19 protein-coding genes are annotated in these 18,359 nt (G+C 53.7%); 13 read left to right on the plus strand and 6 right to left on the minus strand.

The annotated features are described in order from the left end of the window. The first annotated feature begins 42 nt into the window (after positions 1-42). A complete protein-coding gene (fabR, locus tag EUZ85_RS09865; RefSeq protein ID WP_127969135.1) occupies positions 43-759 on the plus strand; it encodes an HTH-type transcriptional repressor FabR in 717 nt (238 codons plus the stop codon). Positions 760-769: 10 nt separating this feature from the next. Here the strand turns inward: fabR and EUZ85_RS09870 are convergent, their stop codons facing one another. Together EUZ85_RS09870 and EUZ85_RS09875 are read right to left on the minus strand one after the other, a co-directional pair. Continuing rightward, positions 770-1,186 carry a hypothetical protein gene (locus tag EUZ85_RS09870; protein ID WP_127969136.1) on the minus strand — a complete coding sequence of 139 codons (417 nt, stop codon included), beginning with the start codon at positions 1,184-1,186 and terminating at the stop codon, positions 770-772. 167 nt (positions 1,187-1,353) lie between these two features. Beyond that, positions 1,354-3,807, minus strand: coding sequence for an AAA family ATPase (locus tag EUZ85_RS09875; protein ID WP_127969137.1), 2,454 nt, complete (start codon positions 3,805-3,807; stop codon positions 1,354-1,356). A gap of 1,018 nt (positions 3,808-4,825) precedes the next feature. Between EUZ85_RS09875 and EUZ85_RS09880 the strand changes: the two genes are divergently transcribed. Further along, positions 4,826-5,383, plus strand: coding sequence for an RNA polymerase sigma factor (locus EUZ85_RS09880; RefSeq protein WP_164887215.1), 558 nt, complete (start codon positions 4,826-4,828; stop codon positions 5,381-5,383). A gap of 70 nt (positions 5,384-5,453) precedes the next feature. Here the strand turns inward: EUZ85_RS09880 and EUZ85_RS09885 are convergent, their stop codons facing one another. Together EUZ85_RS09885 and EUZ85_RS09890 are read right to left on the minus strand one after the other, a co-directional pair. Further along, positions 5,454-8,594 (minus strand): hypothetical protein, encoded by a 3,141-nt coding sequence (locus EUZ85_RS09885; protein WP_127969139.1) that lies wholly within the window; start codon positions 8,592-8,594, stop codon positions 5,454-5,456. An 11-nt stretch (positions 8,595-8,605) separates the two neighbouring features. Next, entirely contained in the window at positions 8,606-9,088 is a 483-nt protein-coding gene (locus EUZ85_RS09890; RefSeq protein WP_127969140.1) for a type III secretion system chaperone, read from the minus strand. 243 nt (positions 9,089-9,331) lie between these two features. On the opposite strand from EUZ85_RS09890, the gene EUZ85_RS09895 reads away from it, so the two are divergent. From EUZ85_RS09895 to EUZ85_RS09945, 11 genes are all read left to right on the plus strand, one after another. Beyond that, positions 9,332-9,778, plus strand: a complete 447-nt coding sequence (locus tag EUZ85_RS09895) for a CesT family type III secretion system chaperone (RefSeq protein WP_127969141.1) — start codon at positions 9,332-9,334, stop codon at positions 9,776-9,778. A gap of 147 nt (positions 9,779-9,925) precedes the next feature. Next, the gene (gene sctC, locus EUZ85_RS09900) at positions 9,926-11,773 is read left to right on the plus strand and encodes a type III secretion system outer membrane ring subunit SctC (protein ID WP_127969142.1); all 1,848 of its coding nucleotides are present in this window, start codon (positions 9,926-9,928) and stop codon (positions 11,771-11,773) included. A 105-nt stretch (positions 11,774-11,878) separates the two neighbouring features. After that, entirely contained in the window at positions 11,879-13,018 is a 1,140-nt protein-coding gene (gene sctD, locus EUZ85_RS09905) for a type III secretion system inner membrane ring subunit SctD (RefSeq protein ID WP_127969143.1), read from the plus strand. A gap of 2 nt (positions 13,019-13,020) precedes the next feature. Further along, positions 13,021-13,269 (plus strand): hypothetical protein, encoded by a 249-nt coding sequence (locus tag EUZ85_RS09910; protein ID WP_011398874.1) that lies wholly within the window; start codon positions 13,021-13,023, stop codon positions 13,267-13,269. Between the two features lie 90 nt (positions 13,270-13,359). After that, positions 13,360-13,563 (plus strand): hypothetical protein, encoded by a 204-nt coding sequence (locus EUZ85_RS09915; RefSeq protein WP_011398872.1) that lies wholly within the window; start codon positions 13,360-13,362, stop codon positions 13,561-13,563. A 108-nt stretch (positions 13,564-13,671) separates the two neighbouring features. Continuing rightward, positions 13,672-14,052, plus strand: coding sequence for a hypothetical protein (locus tag EUZ85_RS09920; RefSeq protein ID WP_011398870.1), 381 nt, complete (start codon positions 13,672-13,674; stop codon positions 14,050-14,052). Between the two features lie 3 nt (positions 14,053-14,055). Next, positions 14,056-14,475: a hypothetical protein gene (locus tag EUZ85_RS09925; protein WP_127969144.1), complete on the plus strand. Its 420-nt coding sequence runs from the start codon at positions 14,056-14,058 to the stop codon at positions 14,473-14,475. A 15-nt stretch (positions 14,476-14,490) separates the two neighbouring features. Next, positions 14,491-15,246, plus strand: coding sequence for a type III secretion system inner membrane ring lipoprotein SctJ (sctJ, locus tag EUZ85_RS09930; RefSeq protein WP_127969145.1), 756 nt, complete (start codon positions 14,491-14,493; stop codon positions 15,244-15,246). Then, the gene (locus EUZ85_RS09935; protein ID WP_127969146.1) at positions 15,243-15,926 is read left to right on the plus strand and encodes a SctK family type III secretion system sorting platform protein; all 684 of its coding nucleotides are present in this window, start codon (positions 15,243-15,245) and stop codon (positions 15,924-15,926) included. The genes sctJ and EUZ85_RS09935 overlap by 4 nt, the downstream gene beginning before the upstream one ends. Further along, on the plus strand, positions 15,905-16,531 hold the full coding sequence (locus EUZ85_RS09940) for an HrpE/YscL family type III secretion apparatus protein (RefSeq protein WP_127969147.1): 627 nt from the start codon (positions 15,905-15,907) through the stop codon (positions 16,529-16,531). Before EUZ85_RS09935 ends, EUZ85_RS09940 begins: the two co-directional genes overlap by 22 nt. Positions 16,532-16,707: 176 nt before the next feature. Continuing rightward, on the plus strand, positions 16,708-17,163 hold the full coding sequence (locus tag EUZ85_RS09945; protein WP_127969148.1) for a GNAT family N-acetyltransferase: 456 nt from the start codon (positions 16,708-16,710) through the stop codon (positions 17,161-17,163). A gap of 77 nt (positions 17,164-17,240) precedes the next feature. Here the strand turns inward: EUZ85_RS09945 and EUZ85_RS09950 are convergent, their stop codons facing one another. Together EUZ85_RS09950 and EUZ85_RS09955 are read right to left on the minus strand one after the other, a co-directional pair. Beyond that, a complete protein-coding gene (locus EUZ85_RS09950) occupies positions 17,241-17,624 on the minus strand; it encodes a hypothetical protein (protein ID WP_241567002.1) in 384 nt (127 codons plus the stop codon). Continuing rightward, a protein-coding gene (locus EUZ85_RS09955) for an IS5 family transposase (RefSeq protein ID WP_241567003.1) occupies positions 17,512-18,301 on the minus strand; the annotation gives its coding sequence in 2 pieces (ribosomal slippage) (positions 17,512-18,036 and positions 18,038-18,301; 789 coding nt in all). Before EUZ85_RS09955 ends, EUZ85_RS09950 begins: the two co-directional genes overlap by 113 nt. Between the last annotated feature and the right edge of the window lie 58 nt (positions 18,302-18,359).

An 18,359-nucleotide genomic window follows, 5' to 3' on the forward strand; every position in this document is an offset into this window, starting at 1 on the left:
GGCTAGGATATAGCTCCTTTTCATGTCAGTAAGGGCAGTGCATTGAATCAGGAGCAGAAACTTGAGTCTGTCGCAACCAGAACGCCACAGGGACGTAAGGCGGTTATCTCGCGGGAAGATGTAATTTCAGCTGCATTGAAGCTGGCCGGGCCGCATCGCAGCGTGTCCACGTTAAGTCTGCGTGAAGTCGCCCGGGAAGCGGGCATTGCGCCCAACAGTTTTTACCGGCATTTCAGAGATATTGATGAATTGGCGGTGGCTCTTATAGAACGCGCCGGAACCTCTCTCAGGAAAATCATTGGCGAAGCCCGCAATCGCGCGCGCTCGGACACCAGTGTGGTGCGCTCTTCCGTCGAGGCCTTTGTCGAACAGCTAAGCGCCGATGAAAAATTTCTACATATCCTGCTCCGAGAAGGCAATGTCGGCTCAGATGCATTTAAATACGCGGTAGAACGCCAACTGTGCTTCTTTGAAGAAGAGCTTTGCGTAGACTTGGTGCGCCTCGCCAAATCCAAAGGCACGGGCATTATGCAGCCGGAGCTGGTGTCCAAGGCGATCACCCGGTTGGTGTTCGCAGTGGCCGCCACCGCACTGGATCTCCCTTTCGAAAAGCATGCCGAGATCAGCGATCAACTGGAGCGTATGATCCGGATGATTATCGTCGGGTCTCAGGTTTTGGCGGAAATCGAACCGAATCCCGCCGTCGTCGCCACGGAATTGGCGAGCGTGAGGGCGTCTCTGGAGCGTCCTGAACTCTGAGCGGATGCGCTTAATGCGCTTCCGCCGTCCTCAGTTCCAGCTTTAACCAATCCTGCCCATCCCGGCGTCCGTCGTCGATAGCGTTGAAATAGCGTTTATAGAACGTCAATAGTTTGTCCGGGGAGGGAACGGGACCTCCGTCTTCATGCTCTATGCGCATCGCGGTGGTGACCAGTTTTCTGATGTCCGGCGCGTGTCTGCGAATAACGTCCAGCAGCCATCTCATTTCCGCAAATGCGTTGCCAAGACCCTTTGTGCGTTGCAGGCGTCGGTACAGAATGATCGTCAGCACGTCTTCTTCCTGGCGATAGGTGATTTCGGCGTGTTGAAAACAAGCGGTTTCGCCAATGGGGCGGGTTCCGGGCAAGAGGGAGTATGGGCGTGTAGGGATGCCCTCGCGGGCCAGTATATTCGAGAGCGGATACATATCGTCACCTTCGGCGGTTCAGGTTAACCCTGTTATTGTTGTTGGGTAACCGTTGCGCTACGAAGGTTGCGGCGATTAATTCAACGTCTCACCGACAAGTAATACTGAGACGCAGTTGGGGGCGATTTTTATATTTATTAACTTATTAAATTTATTAACTTATCTATCTACTTATTCATGCACGTCTGTGGGGCGAAGTTGGGCATATTGGGCCCCAATCCACCGTAGGGGCTGAACCCCTCCTGTCTGATATCGCATTTGGGGGGGCAATGATCGCTTTTCATGGCGGTTTTCATCGCGATTTTGCGGTATTCCTGGCTCGCCACCACATGACCTTTGCTGAGCAGTATTTCGCTGTGCAGCTCGTACAGTCTGGCGCCCAGCTCATGCTGGTGATAGCGCTCTGTCAGAATTTCCGCACAGTTCAGGGCGTGAAGAGCATCCTCAGTGCGGCCGAGCTGATAATACATCTCCGCCAGGATGCGCCAATCGTGGCTGGCGTCGCGCTCATCCGAACAGTGATCTATGGCGGACAGAATGGCTTTGACGCCTTTATCCGTCTCTCCCAGTGACTTTAGCGCTAACGCCAGCATGCGATAGGTTTTACATTTGCACTTGGCGTCCTGTAGAAACGGCTCGGCAAGCAGAAGCAGCTGTTTGGCCTGTTTGAAATGCTGGTCCTGAATCAGCCGCTCCGCCGCCGCCAGCAATTCCGGCAATGCCTGATCGCTGCCGGATTTAGCGAGATGGATAGCGTATTGCACCGGGTCGCGATCACGAATCCACTCCGCCGCCATGGCGTGACGTTCGCGGCGAACCTGTTCCGGCATGGACTGGTAGACCGCTTCCCGCAACAGATTATGAGTGAAGAACCAGCGTTCGCCATGAGGGTGCAGGACACCCAGACTAAGCAGTGTCGCGAAACGCTCCAGTGGGCCGTTCATCAACTCTTCCAACTGGGGTTGCGTAAAACCGTCCTGACTGACGGAAATCAGCTCCAGCGCGCACTTGAGGCGGGCGGACAAGCGCTCGGTTTTGGCGGCGATGATGTTGGTGATGCTAAAGGGCAATTCGTCGCCTAAATGCTCGTGATTGAGTAAATCGATTAAGAATGACGGATGCCCCTGCGCTTTTAAAACACAGTGCTCGCGCCACTCTTCGCTGGCTGCGCCATGGCCGTGCGCCAGCTCTCTCGCCTGAGGTTGCGTGAGAGGGAACAGCCGGATGGTTTTGACGTCATGCTGGTCGAAGCCGGCGATGAAATCCGTATAGCTGCTGGTGATCAGCAAGAGCGGACAGTAAGGCGTCAGATTCGCCAAAGCCTCTAGAGTGAGACGCATGTCCTCGTCAAGCTGATGTATCTCTTCTATCACAACGATCAGCTCTCGTTGTCCCAGCAGTGCAATCAGCAGGGTTTCAAGGGCCTGTTGGCAACTCTTCTGGAACAGGTAAGGGGACATACTCGCCACCATCCAGTCGTTGGGATGTGGATCGTTGCGTTTGACTCCGAACAAATGATAGATGAACGGATACCAGTGGCTATCGATACAGAAATTGACCAACAGGTTCAGCAGCCTGTTTTCGTCCACCTCCTGCAAGTTCGCCAGTCGGCGGATCAACTCTGCGCCTGGATGCAGCTTGGACTTGTCATCACAGGTGTTGCGCAGAACGACGCGACTGAGATTCTGTTTGGCGGCCTCTTCCACGAAGGCTAACGCCAAGTGGGTTTTACCAATGCCCGCCACGCCGCTGATATTGCACCAGGCGCCTTCGCCCTCTGCTTTTAGCTGGGTCAGCAGGGACTGAAAATACGCCCGTTCCTGATCGCGACCGATGGTATGCAGCACCGGCGGCGCGGATTCCGTCAGCGCATACCATGGTCCGGGCGCGTAGGCCGGATTGGATTTATAGACAAAGCTGTATTCCAGGCGACTGCAATGAAACAACTCGCTGTGCACCAGAACCACGCCGGATAACTGCTGCTTGGCGAAGCGTTCAATGCCAAGGCGTTCGCTCATCGGCAGGCGCGCCTGGCAATGCAGGGCTCCGTGATGGCTGAATTCGGCCTGGATGGGCTTCACCAGCGCGACAATATCCGGATGGCGTCGGGCGATGGCGCGGATGACTCGCATCGCATAAGCGGTTGGCTTCTGATGGGCGTTTGCGGCGCCCAGCAGTAACACATGGAATGACGGCGAAGAATAGTGCACAGCGACGTCCAGCTCATCCATCATGGGAGCGAGACTACTGAGGTCCAGCTCGCCCGCGAGGCACAAACCAAGCACTTTCCTGTGAATGGGCATGCTTACTGGATCACAACTTTCACGCTGAACCACGGCTGGCGTTTCTGTGGGGGAGGCTGGCGTCTCCGGCTCAGAGGCGTCTTCCGCGACAATCAGCTCTTCCACTGGCACGTTGTAGAAGCGTGACAGGTTATGAGCTGTGCGCAGCAATACATAGCGCTGCAATTCCGCCCGCTTCAGGGATGAAACGGACACGTACAGTCTCTGCTGTTGGCATTCGTCAGCGACCTGTTCCTGACTCAGTCCCAGGCCTTGTCTAAGCTCCAACAAGCGGTTTCGATGCAAACGGACCCTGCCGGGTCTGCAACTCTGGCGCATATTGTTATCCTTTACTACGTTGAGCGCTGACGACTGCTGTTCGGTCTCTCTCCGAATCACCTCAAACGCTTCCTGTTTTTGTGAGCTTGAAATTCCCATACACCATTGTTTTCAGGGACTTTTATCCTGGCTTCCGAGCTTTTTATGAATACGCTTTCATTCGGAAGTTATCAGGGTAAGCGACACGAGAACAACAAAAACGTCATTGACTTTTCAGATGTTCTCTTTCAATAAAAACTATCAATATTTTTCAGAGTTGCGCCTCGAAATGCGCCTGTATGAGGCGCTGATAACGCTTAGCTTTCCGCTATTTTTTCTATCTGTTTTACAGAAGGCGGAGTGTGGCTGTTCCAGTGTAAAGCGACGCGAGTAATAGAGTTCCAGACATCAACGCCGCACAGAGATCGTATGAATGCGCTCCCTGTTATCGTTCGAAACAACAGACCTTCTTTGTGTAACGAAACCTAACAGTACATCAAGTTACTTAGGATACAAAAGGCGAAAAATACGTTTTTATACGAAGTCGGCCTTACATTCCGTTACAAAGCCATAGGATTATCCCTCAGAGAGATTATTTAAATGCTTAATTTGGCCTATGCAAATAGTCCACTGGTTAGGCCATTTAAGTCTATCGTACTAACCATATATCTATACGGCCCAGAAACTTCGCGGGGTTTCGCGTTACTTAAGAAATATATTAATAATATGGCGGTAATGTTTTTTCTTTTTTAATTACAAAAAGTTAAATGCATGCCGGTTTTAATTGAAGTTTGAGTTTTCGATATATTTTCTAACACTGACCGACAGTCATTTATATCTTTGCGCGCGTATATCGGATTAAGTTCATTATGTCAGGTTCACTTTTTATTGAATAAATGAACCGTCAGTGTCAGATCGGTTCAGTTCAAGGGATCAGATGCATCTGCGTCGAATCTGACGCTTATCTGAAACTGGTTCAAAAGCCCGTGTGACCGACCATCGTTTCCATCACCCCCCGTCAACAAAAGGAATGGGAACGATGGAAATAAAATACGATGAGACCAATCAGTTAGTTAGTCAGGCCAGAAGCGGTTGCCCGAATTCATTGGATATGCTTTTTCGTGAACAGCGTCCCAAATTGCACAGATTTATCCGCAACCGGGTGTCGCGCCAGGAGGATATCGAAGATTTGGTGCAGGATACCTTCCTTTGGGCGCAGCAGGGACTCGGTTCTTTTGAAGGAAAATCCCGATTCTCCACCTGGATTTTGGGGATCGCCAACAACCTGATTCGCAATCACTACAATCGCTCTCCCGAGTACAAATATGACTTTGTTTCCGATGATGTGCTGGATCAGGCGCACAACGAATCCGACACGCCGGAAGCCAGTCTGCAGCAGGAGCATCGCATCAAGCAGTTGGAATACAGCATTCGCATGTTGCCGAAGGACGTACAGCAGATTGTTGAATGGGTGGCGATTGAAAACTATCCCTATCAGCGCGTTGCGGATGAACTGGGCATCACTGTTCCCAGTGTGAAAAGCCGCCTGTTTCGGGCGCGGACGTCGCTGAAGGAATCGGTAATGCCGCTAATGTAAGCTCCCCTTTTAGGAGACAAGTGATCCCGCGATCATGGGCGCGGGATCACCCTGTGAGACCTAAGGCGCCTTAACTCAATTTCTTGACTGCTTTTTCATAATCTTTCTGAACGCCATCCTTGAAGTCATAGAGGAACAGACGGAAAGCGCTCAAAGCTTCTTTTTTCAAGTCGTCCGCTGTCGCAGATGAGCCTTCCTGCGCTCCCTGAGCCATTTTTTCGCATGCGACAAAGAATTCATCCCGCGCCTTTTCGGCTTTTTCCATATGTTCTTTTTGAGCATGAGGCTGACAGGTTGCAAATAGCTCATCCACCTGTTTTCGCACTTTGCTGGTGGGGGTCGCCATATTGGTCATCATGGCGTCCAGATGCCCATCAAATTTTTTCGTGAGTTCCTCCCAGCCATCGCCCGTACGAGGCGTTTCCGCTATGGTCTTACGGCTTACCAGGCCGTCAAACTGGGTTTTGAAGTAATTGAGGTTGTCTTTGCCAATGAACTCTTTGATGGGGCGTTCGTGGGTCGCGGCGACGCTGCCGCCTACCTCCAGAGTTACCGTGTCTGTAGGAATCGTTGCTTTGCCGCCGACCTTCAGCTCGCCGCCGACCAGCACCCTCCCGAAACTCATGCCCCCGTCTTTCAGTTCAAAGTAGGCTGAAACTGTGGCGGCTCCAGAACCCGTCGCTGCGCCTGAAGCTGATTCCGCCGCGTTGGAAAGTATCTCCGTGACTTCCGCGTCTTCTAATCCTGGCGCCTTTTTACTGGCGAGCTCTTTGATTTTCTCTATAGCATCCGGGCTTACGCTGCCCTTGATGGTGATTTTTATGTCGTGAAAAGCCCCGTTGTAGTTGATATTGGCGTTATTGCGCATTTTACGACGGGTATGCTCGATTGTGGCTGTAGCAGTTGAGGCGATGTCCAGGGTGAGGGTGGTTTTGTGGCTTGTTTCCTTTGGCTGGCTGTATTCCAGCGCACGAATTTGCGCGAAGTCGTTTTTGCTGAACTTCATTTGCGGCGTTTCCAGGTGTTTGCTGATGGTCTCAAACGCCATGATGGTTTCCGGCGCCTGTTCACGCGCTTTCTTCAGTGTAGTCTCCGGCGCTTCCCCCGCCTCCTCTCGATAAGTTTTGACGAACTCGTTGAAGATATTGGCGTGACGAACGGTTAGGCCTTCCACCAGGGAAGCTCTGCCTTTTACGCCGACTTCTTTCTCCATCTCTCTTTTGATTGCAGATTCAAGATGCTTGGGCCCCATGCCAACCACTTTGCGCAGGTTATGCTCAACGCGTCCGAAGCCCTTGGTCAACGTGTCATGTGAGCGTGTATTTCCTTCGTACTGCAGTAATTTGTCAAAGTTTTCCAAGGCCATGTCTTTGAGTTGATCGCGAACCAGATCGATTGCTGGCCGCTCCTCTGAGCTCGCAATAGAACTGGTTTCACTGATGACCGAAGGGCCGCCCTGGCTGGCGGTGTAAAAGGACTCCCCGCTTACAACGGTTGGACTGCGATTGACGATTACTTCGTTGTTGCTCAGCGCATCCATGGAGTTCAGCGACTCCGAGCTGGCTCTGCCGGAAAGGCTGCCCGGGGAAGGGGGCTCCTGCAACGCGGTGTGAAAGCTTTCTTCGGAGGCGGCGGAAGGGCTGCGATTCAGAGACCTTCCGAATAATTCAAGATTTGCTGCAGTGAGAGGCAGAGCGTTGACCGGGTTTTGAGTATGAGTTTCTTCTGAGGTTGTGGAAGCGTTTTCAATACGGGATATGTGCTCTTTAAGCGCGCCAAGTCGCTCAAAAAAGTCGTCTTGAGCGCGATTCTCAAACTTTTCCGTTCGGGATTTGAGTAGATCCTCGTCTTCCATCATCTTTTTGGTTAGCGAGGTCTCTCCTTTGACATGAATGTGAGTATGTTTGTGCTCATAATTGACTTTCACATCCGCGGCCTTGAATCCAAGCTTGCCGAAGCCGCCGTAGGAGAGAGAATTGACTTTGTAAGCCGCAGAGGCGGGTATGCTGCGCGGTTCCGGCAAAGCCAGCTCGACTGATCCGTTACGCCAGTCTCGCAACTCGTCTAAATTGGATGCGCCCTCGCCGTGAGCTCTCAGGAAGTCCTGCAATTTCAGCTTCATTTGATCGCTTTGAGTGAGAATATCACTATCGCTGGCCACGGCTTTCTTGAGCGCTTTGGCTGACTTGGCCGCCCCAGGAGAACTCAAAGTGAGATCCAGCACGCTGTTAGTGAAGTGATCGACAAAGTCGCTGACGTTATCGAACCCTCTGCCTGAGGTGCGGGACAGGTTGACTGTCGCCCCGACGGATGGACCCGCCTCAATGATTGGCAGCTTGATTTCAAATCCGAACTTGCCTGCATCGGTTCTTTCCCGCAGCACGCCAAGCGCCTGTGAGGTTTGCGCTGTCTCTTTGTGACTGAGGTTGACTGTTGCTTTGAGCGGCGTGTGCAGAATATTCACGCCCAAATCCATTTCCACCGCCAGATTGTTGCTGGCGCCGGAATTGTTGAGGTATTTCAGTTTATCCAGCACCTCTTCTTTTATTTTTTCGCGCTCTTGCTGGACGATGCGGTTGGCGACATGTTTGGCGAGTGGCTTGGTCACTGCAGCGGTTTCTACGCTGAACCTGGACGGAATGAGCTGGTTGACCTCTTTCAGCGCGAAGTTCATCTGATTCAGCACTTCCAGGTGATCCGTGGCGGTCTGGATTTCCCGGGGAGGGTTGAACTTTTCGTTAAAGACCCTTCGCTGCGGCTCATCAAGCTTACTGGCCAAGATGTCCTGTAACGCTTGCGTGAGTTTGCCAATTTCTTTGGGCGTGGAGAGATCCAGACCTGGGTCTGGCGTTTTGCCCATGAATTCTTGCAGATTAAGCTTTTCGAAAAGGTTCTTAACAATGGCTTCATTGCCAGCGGAGGACTTTGGTTGCTCCAGCACTTCTGCAAGATTTTTTCGCTCCAGATCCTGAATGATAATTTCGCTGTAGCGTTCTATTTTTGCCTGCGGGTAGCCGGTCAGGTTTAGGTCATGATTTTCCGCCCAGGCCTTGAATTTCTCTGGCGTCGTTAGAGTCGGAGCAGATTCGGCGGAGGCGGGACGAATGGTGTTTTCCCCGAGCCATACGGGGACGGAGGTGGTGTTTTGTGATGGTATCTGCTCTGGGCCAACATTCTGGGGGACGGGTACGGAGGGACGGTTGACTTCCATTTCCTGCTCCTTTAACCCTGAATCCACTGTTTGTTGGCCTGAGAGTCATCGCCAGCCTGTTTGCGCGTGGGCGCCGGATCATGGCCTTTTTCCGCGAAGGCTTTCACCGTTTCAATATGCTGGAGCAGGCGTTGGCTCAACACGCCGGGAGGCGCAATGACGCTGAACGGATACTTGTCCATTAACCAGAGCCAGCCGGAATCATTGTCCAGAGAGAGGGTTCCTCCCTCCGTCCCCTGCCAGAACAAATTGGCGCCCAGCAACATTTTCAATAGGGCGTTCTGCTTTCTTAGCGTCTCAGGTTCTTCGCTGTCGTCAGGAAGTTTGAACAAAGGGGAGAAAATGATCAGATGCTCGTCCGCCGCATGCCACTGCAGATTCACAACCAGGGTGTCGTTCACTTCCAGAGAGAGGTAGCCATGTTCGTCCAGTTGCAGTGAATCTTCTAACTGCAGCTGTTTCGCCAGGTCGGCGATCAGAGTATCGATATTCATAAAAGCGGCCTTTAGCAAGTAATGCCGGACCGCTGTTGCATCAAATACCTGCGGACCCGACCTGTCATGGGTTAGATATTCCGTTTGGAGTTACAACTGCTTCCGCAAGGTGAGTAACCACTGCGCCGGTGAAGTTGCGCAGAGATCAGGAAAAAGTGGTCGTGTAAAAATTTTCGCAACCGTTCGCGATTAGCCGTTACCAATCCGATAGACCTAAGGCATCAGGCGAAACGGGACAGAACTATGAGCACGACACTCAACAAACTGATTGCAGAGTTTGCGAAGAAATACGGCATGCCGGATCTGGAGCAGACTCCGGGAGGCCATTTTGAATGGTATGTGGACGCCAATCCGGTGCGGTTTTTTGAGTCCGCCGGCAAGATCTACGTCGCCGCCCAGGTGCGCAAGCTACCGGATGAAAAGCGAGAGCGCGGCGAGTGCGTCAGAACCGCATTGAAGGCGGCGCTGGCCAATGCCGACTCCCATCGTGAATCCCTCTATATCGACGTCAATCAGGATGCGTTGTGTCTGTATCGCTGTATGGCGTCGAAAGAATTGTCCCTGTTCGATTTTGAAAAACTGCTGGAGTCCTTCATGCACGCATTGGATTGCATGACTGAGATTACCGGCGCTATTGGCGGCTACGCTCGCCGAGATATTCCTGTGCTGGCCCCGCATACCCGGTTCTGAATGGAATGACTTCAGAATAATCAGGCGTATGGATGCGCCTGCGCGGCGGCTAGCCGCGGGAGACAAGGCCTGTCGTTGTAGACAAATAAAAGGAAGCTATTTGTCTTCCTGAAAAATAGTAACTAAAGACATTGATGGAAGTAAGGCATGAAATTTAAAGGCTTGATCGCTCTGTTGCTGACATTGGTTTGCTCCGGCGCATTCGCCGCTGAACCCCGCTGGAACAATTCGCCTTATGAGTTGTACGCCAACGGTGAATCGCTGACGGACGTATTGAAGAACTTCGCCGCCAGTTACGGTATTCCGGTAACGGTGAGCTCCCGCATCGCAGGGACGGTTAACGGCAGTTTCAAAGGAGAGTCGCCGCGTCAGTTCCTGGACATCTTGGGCAAATCCTTTGAGTTTGAGTGGTACTACGACGGCTCGACGCTGCACTTTTTCCGCGGTGATGAGATCGTCAGCCGCATCATTACGCTGACTAACATCAAAACGTCGCAACTACGCAGTGCGGTGGAGAAAGTCGGCATCTGGGACGAACGCTTCAGTTGGAAGGAGATGCCGGACAAAGGCATGGTCTATATCTCCGGCCCGTCCTCCATGGTGGATCTGATTCAGGAAACCGCCTCTGTGCTGGAAAGCCAGGTGGTGACGATGCCCCGTCGCGATCAGTACTCCATGCAGATGTTCCGTCTGCGCTACGCCACGGCGGCGGATCGTGTGCAAAGCTATCGCGGCAAAGAAGTGGTGGTCCCCGGGATGGCTTCCGTATTGCGGGGCGCTTTGGCCGCAGGGCAGGGTAAAAGCGGAGAAACCAGCATTGGCGGGCCTGTTGGCGTCCTGGAAGGTAAGAGAACATCCAGCCCGGTGACGTCGGATATGCCGGGCACCGGCGAGCGCGCCTGGGTAGAGGCGGATGGCCGCACTAACTCCATCATCGTGTACGACCGTCTGGAGCGCATGCCCATGTACAAGGCTCTGGTGCGCAATCTGGATCAGCCTTCTGAACAGGTGGAAGTGAATGTCTCCATTATCAGCGTCAGCGCCACCAACCTGAAAGAGCTGGGAGTGAGCTGGCAGGCCCGCGACCGGAAGCTGGGCGAATTCGGATACGGCGGCATCGACAAGCAGACTCCCGCGCCAAACAAAAACCAGCTGGCGATCCTGGGCGGCGCCGACGCGACTTTCTCCACGGTCTTGGATTCCGGCCTGGATTACTTCATCGCCAAGGTAAACGCCTTGGTGGAGGATGGCGATGCGCAGGTGGTGTCGAGACCCTCCGTGGTCACCAGCGAGCATTTGGAAGCGGTGCTGGACGATAGCACGACCTTCCATGTGCGTGTGCAGGGTAATGAACAGGTCGATCTGTTTCCTGTCACGGTGGGCTCGGTTCTGCGTGTGACGCCGCATATTCAGCGTGGTGAGGAACAGAAAGGCATCAACCTGGAAGTCACCATTGAAGACGGGCAGCAAACCGGTGAAGAGGTGGATCGAATTCCCGTCATCAAGACCAGCAGCATCAATACGCAAACCGTGGTGGGGCTGGGGCAGAGTCTGCTGATCGGCGGCTTCTTCCAGGATTATGAGAGCGAGTCCGTCGGTGGCGTGCCGTTGCTTAAGGATATCCCGCTGTTGGGCATGCTGTTCCGCACCACCAACCATAACCGCAAGAAGATGGTCAAGCTGTTCCTGATGACGCCAAAGATCATCGATATTCCTACCGGCGGACTGGCTTCTAACGGCCGCAAGATCTACGGCTACGCCTTCCAGGTGGGCAGCTCCAACAAAGAAGGCGCGGTGGCGATTCGTGAGTACTTCGACTCGCGCGGTTTCCCTACTCAGATGGAAGTCGAGAAAAACGGAGAAAAGCCAATTTATTCCGTCGCCATCGGAAACTATTCCCGCTGCGATGACACTCAAAGAGTAGCGAAGGCGTTCCCTGACGCATTGAAAGGCGACGCCAGCATGATTAACAGCTGCCACCCGCTGACCCGTTGATACAACGGGCGCGGCGGAACGGCGGAATGAATGAGCGATTCAACGGTTAAGTGACTGCAAGCAGTGAACTGACCGGCAACAGGTAAATAACTGGTAAGAGCGCGTATGTCTGACTGGAAGCTGAAAATTCTCTCCGGAGCTCACGCAGGAAGCGAACTGGATCTGGTCGTTGGCAAGTATGTGTGTGGTAGCGACGATAACGATGATCTGGTGTTTCAGGAGCCTAACCTGCTCGCGGCGCACTTTTCACTGCAAGTCGAAGAACAGCAAATACGCCTGACTCTGCTGCAGGAGGGTAGCCGCTTGTTACTGAATGGCGAAGTGTCCGAGCAACGAGATTTGGTGGTGGAAGAAGTGACTCCGGTCGCTGTCGATGACTTCCAGTTCGCCGTCGCCAACGGTCCGGCGGAATGGCCGCAACCGTTGGTCCCCGCAGCGCCGGCGGCGCAGCCTAAGCCCGCGTCTGGCGCAGCTGCTGCGGATGCTCCCGCCAGTGCGCCAACAACGCCGCTGCCCAGTCGCAGCTGGTCGGAAACCTTCAATCGCATGAAGGTTGGGCTGGGCGTGATGGGCGCCTGCGCCGGTCTGCTGATGATGCTGGCGGTAGGCTCCATGTCCAATGCGGAGAAATCCAAAGAAGGCGTTGTCGCCGCTGACCGCGCCAACCTGCAAAGCGAGCTGTCGCAAACACTGGGATTGTCCAATGTGAAAGTTCTCGCGCTTGCGGATGGGATGAGCTGGCTGGTGGAAGGCTACGTGAACGACGCCGGAGAGTTAAATCGCTTGGCGCGCTGGCTGGAGTCGAAAAAACTACAGGCCACGCTCAAGGTGAAAGTGACCGATGAGCTGATTAAAGGCGCCGAAATTGCGCTGACCGCCCTTGGCTACTCCAACGTGTCTGTGTTCAAGGGGGACCGCCCCGGCTTTCTGGTGCTGAAAGGCAACGTGGACGATGACGTCGCGTGGAAAAAGAACCGTGGACGTTTGCAAGTGGACGTGCCAGGGGTTATCGGGTTCGAAGACCTGGTCACCGCAGACACCAAGATGGCGCTGGCGCCGTTGCCCAATCTGGTGGTGAAAGGCATTTACATGGGCAAAACCCCGTTCTTCGTACTCAGCAACGGGGAAAAGTACTTCGTCGGCAGCCAGCTCAACTATGGCTACCGCGTGGAGGAAATCACCCCTCATATGTTGCAGCTCCGCAGAGGAGACAAACTGATCCAATATCGATTAGGAGTGGACTAGGCATGTTAAATCCGATGTTAAGAAATCAACCCGTAGACACCGAAATCAATGCGGAAAATATCAGTAAGGACTCTGGCGGAGTCATGCTGAGAAACGTGATCAATGAATTAACCAATGCGTCCGCCAGCGTGCGGCGCAAACTGAACTCCGGTCTGAATCAGGACGACTTCAAACGCCACAATGCTTTTAAAGAAAGTATTGACCGCGCCATCGTCGTGCTGGAGCAGACCTGGTCCAAACTTCAGCGTTAGACGGTCTGGAAGACCGTTTGTTGAAGCACAAGCCCTACCGGGCGAAGAGTAATCTCGATAGAAACTTGAATATTTAGTGAGGAAAACACTATGGCGGAAGTAAGCAATAACTTCACCAGCATGACTCTTGACGACGCATCCAACTTCGCTGTGCCGGATTCTCCTGAAGCGATGAACGCCATGCTGAAGGATCTGTATGCCCAGGCTGAGAAGAATGCGATGGAAAGAGAAATTCTGTCTTTGATTCACAAGCTGATCATGGACGCCATCAAAAAGATCGGTCAGGCAGCTTAACGCTATCCGATTCTCGGGCCCGGCTTATTTTGGGCCCGGTTATCCCCGCCGCAGGCTTTCTGATGAGAGTGGCGGCGGGAATATCAGGAAAATTGAGAGGATTTGCTTATGTTATATCCTGAAAATCTCATCAAGCGGGTGTCGGAAATCGGCGTACTGGCTTGTGAGCAGGGCAGGTTACAGGACGCTGAAGTGATTTTCGGCGGCGTGGCGGCGATCGCCGACGACGTAACCAGTCATACTGCCGCAGGACTGGGTATGGCGGCGACCAAGATCGCCGGCGGCGATTTTGAAAGCGGCGTCAAGCTGCTGTCCGATAATCTGGCCGCGCTGGACTATGAAAACATGGATGCGCTGGCGCTGCTGGTGTTCGCCATGAAACGGTCCGGGCGCACGCAGGATGCGGAAGAGCTGATACCTCGTCTGACCTCTAACCCTGACTTCAAGGGTTCCCTGGCGGAAGAAATTCTGCTGGCGGCGGAGGGGTAAGCGATGGATGCAGCAATAGCCGCCGTTGCGCCGGATCAGGCGCTTCAGAAAGACTTTGCGCAACCGGTCAGCTCCGGCGCCAACGCTCATGAAATCGCCCGCTTTACAGAGGTAATGGAAGCAGGACGTCCGCATGCGGCGAGCAATGTGCAGGTGGTGCATCAAACCTATGCTACTCAGAACGCGGAAAAACCGTTCATCAGCCTGGGCGACACTATTCTGAACAAATTGCAGGCCATGGGTAAGGGTTATCAGGATCGTATTCACGCGTTGGAGCAACGTATGAATCAGCCTGTCAGCTCGCCGGCGGAAGCCAACAAGCTGTTCTTTGAAGTCAGTCAGATTTCCATTCAGCAGCAGATGGCGTTGGCGGTGACCAGTAAGGTCAACAAAAATGCGGAAAGCCTGTTAAGAGCGCAATAGACTGAAGGGTATGCTATGAAAAAGCGACAGATTTGGCGGTCCGGACTGTGTTTGCTGTTACTGCTGCTGGGCGGTTGCAAGACCGAGCTGTACAGCGGTTTGAGCCAGCAGGAAGGCAATGAGATGTATGCGATTCTCCGTTCCACGGGATTTAACGTGGAGATGGAAGTGCTGGGCGCCGGTAAAGACCAGAACGTGCGTCTGAAGCTGCCTGAGCAGCAGGTGGCCCGCGCCATCAGCGTGTTGCAGAGACAAGGCTATCCAAAGCAGCATTTCGCCACCATGGGGGATATCTTTGCTAAAGACGGCCTGATCTCTTCGCCCACTGAAGAGAAAGCGCGCTTCATCTACGCCATTTCCCAGGAGTTGTCGCACACATTGTCGAACATCGACGGCGTGTTGGTGGCGAGGGTGCATGTGGTGATGCAGGAAGGGGATAAATTCGACAAGAATCCCAAGCCCAGCACTGCCTCGGTATTTATCAAATACGTCGAGGATGCGCCAATCGAAACCCTGACGCCGAAGATTAAGGCGCTGGTCTCCAACAGTATTCTCGGCCTGGATTACGACCAAGTCTCCGTCGCTTTGTTTCCATCGAGCCTGAAGCGGATCACGTCTCCTGAGGAAGTATCCAATGGCGGCATGATGTATTTGTGGGCGGGTATCGGCGCGTTGCTGGTGCTGCTGCTTGTCGGCGCCTTGTACTACGCGGTGAGAGCGGGTTGGATTCCTCGTAAAATTCAGACTCCGGCCATCCAGAAACTGGCATGATCGACCTTATTCCCACCTCGGCCCGTTACCGTAACCTGATGTTGCGACAGGTCCATGATTTTTATCGCTACCCGGCGGACTATCTGGATTCCAGTTGGCTGAGCGATGATCCGCATTGGGAAGCGATTGAGCGCCTGTGGCGGCGGCCGGACAGCCGCAAAGTTATGTCCGACTATATTCTGCAGCGTTGCGGGCTGGTCAAAACCATGGATTGTGACTTCGCCGCCTCTCATCAGAGACTGCCTTTGCTGGCGGGGGAGGCGTTGCAACGCATGATCATGCTGGGGGGCGCCTTAGCCTATTCGGCGCGCATTCCCAAACGTGCAGAAGCGGTGGCGGCGCCGACGGAACTGCATCGTTTCGCGGTGTCGAAAGCGCCGTTTCTGGCCAGAAATGCGCCGGCCTTTTGTATTGATCTCGGGATTGCGGACTGGATGGATCAGCAAGCCGTGTCCCAAGGACTGCGCTCCGCAGGCCTGAATATGCTGGCCTGTGCGCTGACCGGCGTTCCCCAATCCGTTGTCAAACGTCTGGCGTTGAAATTACCTCATGCAGTTAGCGGCATGTGCGACGCGGCATTCATGCGACAGGCTGCGCCTGAGCAGATTCAGGAAGCGCAACGCCTCATGCTTAAACTCTACCGGGAGATTGACCCATCATGCTTTCTGTTATTCGATTGAACGACTCCCAGGCTGACTTTGGCCCCGCAGGTGTACTCAAGTCAGAGGATTATCGCCAGCTAAGAGATGCTGAGCAGACCATACTTGAGGCGCGGCATTCGGCTGACATGATTATGCAGCAGGCGCGGGAAGCCTATGAGGAAGAGAAAAAGCGAGGCTTCGAGGAAGGTCTGCGCGAGGCGCGTCATAAGCAAGTGGAGCTGATGCTCGCTAACGCCGCGCAAATCATTCACTCCTATCAGGAAATAGAGCAGACGCTGACCAATCTGGTGATTGAGTCCGTGCGCAAGATACTTAATGAATTCGACAAAGAAGAGCTTGCCTATCAGGTGGTGCGTAAAGCGCTCTACCACATTGGCGAAGGCGCGCAGGTAACGGTCAAGATCGCCACCGACGTGGCGGCGCCAGTACGCGCCAAGATCAAGGAGGCGCTGGAGTTCTACCCGGGCCTGGAAAAGTTCGAAGTCATCGCCGACCCAAACCTGGGCGACGGCGATTGCCAGATCGAAAGCAACTTCGGCGTCATCCGCGCCAATGTGGACGATCAAATGGAAGCGCTGACTCAGGCGATGAACAGCCGAATATTGGAAAGTCAGACTTTGTAATCCACTTCAACGCTGAATCGAGCGTTCTTGCCCTGCAGCGTCGCCAAATGCGCGACGCTATATTAAACTCCCGTCGCAATAATCATAAATTTCTGCACATGTTCCGAGCGTACAGGGTTGTATAACCTGCCGGCGATTGCGCCTGCGTTGTTTTCCACTTAATGCAATGGTTTGTTATGGAAATCAGGATTGATGATCTAAGCGGCCCTGAAGTGGCTGAGTTGTTACAGGAACATCTTCGGGGAATGGCGGAGAATTCGCCGCCGGAGAGCATTCATGCGTTGGATCTGACGGGCCTTAAAAAGCCTGAGGTAACCTTCTGGACTGTCTGGGACGGCGCTGAGTTGATGGGGTGCGGAGCGCTGAAAGAGCTGGACGCGGGGCACGGCGAGTTGAAATCCATGCGCACGGCGACTACCCACCTTCGCAAAGGCGTCGCCTCTCATTTGTTGCGTCATATTCTAGACGAAGCGCGTCAGCGTAATTACCGTCGCGTCAGCCTGGAAACCGGCTCTATGGCGGCCTTTCAACCCGCCCACCAACTCTACGCGCACTATGGTTTTACTCTGTGCGGCCCGTTTGCGGACTATATCGAAGATCCCAATAGCTTGTTTATGACGATCGAGTTGTAGGCGAAGCCGAGCCGTTGCAATGGCGGCTCATTCTCTACCTGAGCGGCGGGGGACACATTCGCCTCGCATGCGAGTCATTAAGGCATTTCCAATAAGTGCTGAGCCAGATCTGCGATCAGCCGGTAAGAATCTTTGGAATAGCCGCCGCTGGTCATAATGACCGTTGGAATCTTGTGTGTGGCCAGCATGTCCAGAACGAAATGGTCCCGCGCTTTCACCCCGTTATAATCAACGCTCAGGCCACCCAGTTTGTCGCCTTTCAATATATCCGTTCCTGCATTGTAAAAAGCCAGCTTGGGCTGTTTGACATGGTTAAAGAGACGAGGGAGTTCTTCTCTCAGAACGTGTTCACGATCTTCTGAGTAACAAGACCAAGAACGCCAAATGGACGAACTGCAGACTGGTGTTAAGCCAGCGCTCGCAGTTTTTCCACAGCCGCAGATTTTTGTCGGGCCAGGCAAAGCTGCGCTCTACAATCCAGCGCTTGGGCATGACTTTGAAGGTGTGTAATTCGCTGCGTTTGGCGATTTGCACTGTGACATGCTCATCCAGTATGTCTCGTACTCCCTGGGCGAAGGGCTCCCCTGTGTAGCCGCTGTCACACAACAGACTTTGCACGCGGTTCAGACCCGGTTTGCAGCGCTCGAGCGCCTGCAACGCCCCCTTGCGGTCGGTCACCTCGGCCGTACTGATCGCCACGGCATGCGGCAGCCCTTGCATATCAACCGCAATGTGGCGCTTGATCTCCGAAACCTTCTTGCCTGCGTCATAGCCTTTGACGGTTGTCGTGTCCGTGTTCTTCACGCTCTGCGCGTCCACGATCAAGAGCGTGCTGCAGGCGTTGCGCTCCCGTTTCTCGCCAACCTGATTTTTTTAACGCCCGCTCAAGCAGGCTCACTCCAGTTTCATCAGGTTCACTCCACTTGGCAAAGTACGAGTGCACCGTGCGCCACTTGGGGAAGTCGCTGGGCAGGGCCCTCCACTGGCAACCGGTGCGCAGCAGATACAGCACCCCACAAAACACCTCATACAAATCTATCGTTCGAGGCTTGGTTTTGCGCCGCGCCTGCTCCAGCAACGGCTGAATCTTCTCGAATTGTTCGCGACTGATGTCGCTCGGGTGTTTCTTGGTTCGCATCCGTTCATCTTCTCAGATACAAACAAGATCGTGAACACGTTCTTAGGCGCAATTACCA

Origin of the sequence: Hahella sp. KA22, from assembly GCF_004135205.1 — a bacterium.
In the GTDB taxonomy this organism is placed as follows: Bacteria; Pseudomonadota; Gammaproteobacteria; order Pseudomonadales; family Oleiphilaceae; genus Hahella.

What these genes read in the sequence shown, in the direction of transcription:
- EUZ85_RS09925 (WP_127969144.1), top strand. Translation starts at nt 14,056, where the DNA reads ATGGATGCAGCAATAGCCGCCGTTGCGCCGGATCAGGCGCTTCAGAAA.
- EUZ85_RS09935 (WP_127969146.1), top strand. Translation starts at nt 15,243, where the DNA reads ATGATCGACCTTATTCCCACCTCGGCCCGTTACCGTAACCTGATGTTG.
- EUZ85_RS09920 (WP_011398870.1), top strand. Translation starts at nt 13,672, where the DNA reads ATGTTATATCCTGAAAATCTCATCAAGCGGGTGTCGGAAATCGGCGTA.
- EUZ85_RS09885 (WP_127969139.1), bottom strand. Translation starts at nt 8,594, where the DNA reads ATGGAAGTCAACCGTCCCTCCGTACCCGTCCCCCAGAATGTTGGCCCA.
- EUZ85_RS09945 (WP_127969148.1), top strand. Translation starts at nt 16,708, where the DNA reads ATGGAAATCAGGATTGATGATCTAAGCGGCCCTGAAGTGGCTGAGTTG.
- sctJ (WP_127969145.1), top strand. Translation starts at nt 14,491, where the DNA reads ATGAAAAAGCGACAGATTTGGCGGTCCGGACTGTGTTTGCTGTTACTG.
- EUZ85_RS09895 (WP_127969141.1), top strand. Translation starts at nt 9,332, where the DNA reads ATGAGCACGACACTCAACAAACTGATTGCAGAGTTTGCGAAGAAATAC.
- EUZ85_RS09890 (WP_127969140.1), bottom strand. Translation starts at nt 9,088, where the DNA reads ATGAATATCGATACTCTGATCGCCGACCTGGCGAAACAGCTGCAGTTA.
- sctD (WP_127969143.1), top strand. Translation starts at nt 11,879, where the DNA reads ATGTCTGACTGGAAGCTGAAAATTCTCTCCGGAGCTCACGCAGGAAGC.
- EUZ85_RS09910 (WP_011398874.1), top strand. Translation starts at nt 13,021, where the DNA reads ATGTTAAATCCGATGTTAAGAAATCAACCCGTAGACACCGAAATCAAT.
- EUZ85_RS09880 (WP_164887215.1), top strand. Translation starts at nt 4,826, where the DNA reads ATGGAAATAAAATACGATGAGACCAATCAGTTAGTTAGTCAGGCCAGA.
- EUZ85_RS09875 (WP_127969137.1), bottom strand. Translation starts at nt 3,807, where the DNA reads ATGCGCCAGAGTTGCAGACCCGGCAGGGTCCGTTTGCATCGAAACCGC.
- sctC (WP_127969142.1), top strand. Translation starts at nt 9,926, where the DNA reads ATGAAATTTAAAGGCTTGATCGCTCTGTTGCTGACATTGGTTTGCTCC.
- EUZ85_RS09915 (WP_011398872.1), top strand. Translation starts at nt 13,360, where the DNA reads ATGGCGGAAGTAAGCAATAACTTCACCAGCATGACTCTTGACGACGCA.
- EUZ85_RS09940 (WP_127969147.1), top strand. Translation starts at nt 15,905, where the DNA reads ATGCTTTCTGTTATTCGATTGAACGACTCCCAGGCTGACTTTGGCCCC.
- EUZ85_RS09870 (WP_127969136.1), bottom strand. Translation starts at nt 1,186, where the DNA reads ATGTATCCGCTCTCGAATATACTGGCCCGCGAGGGCATCCCTACACGC.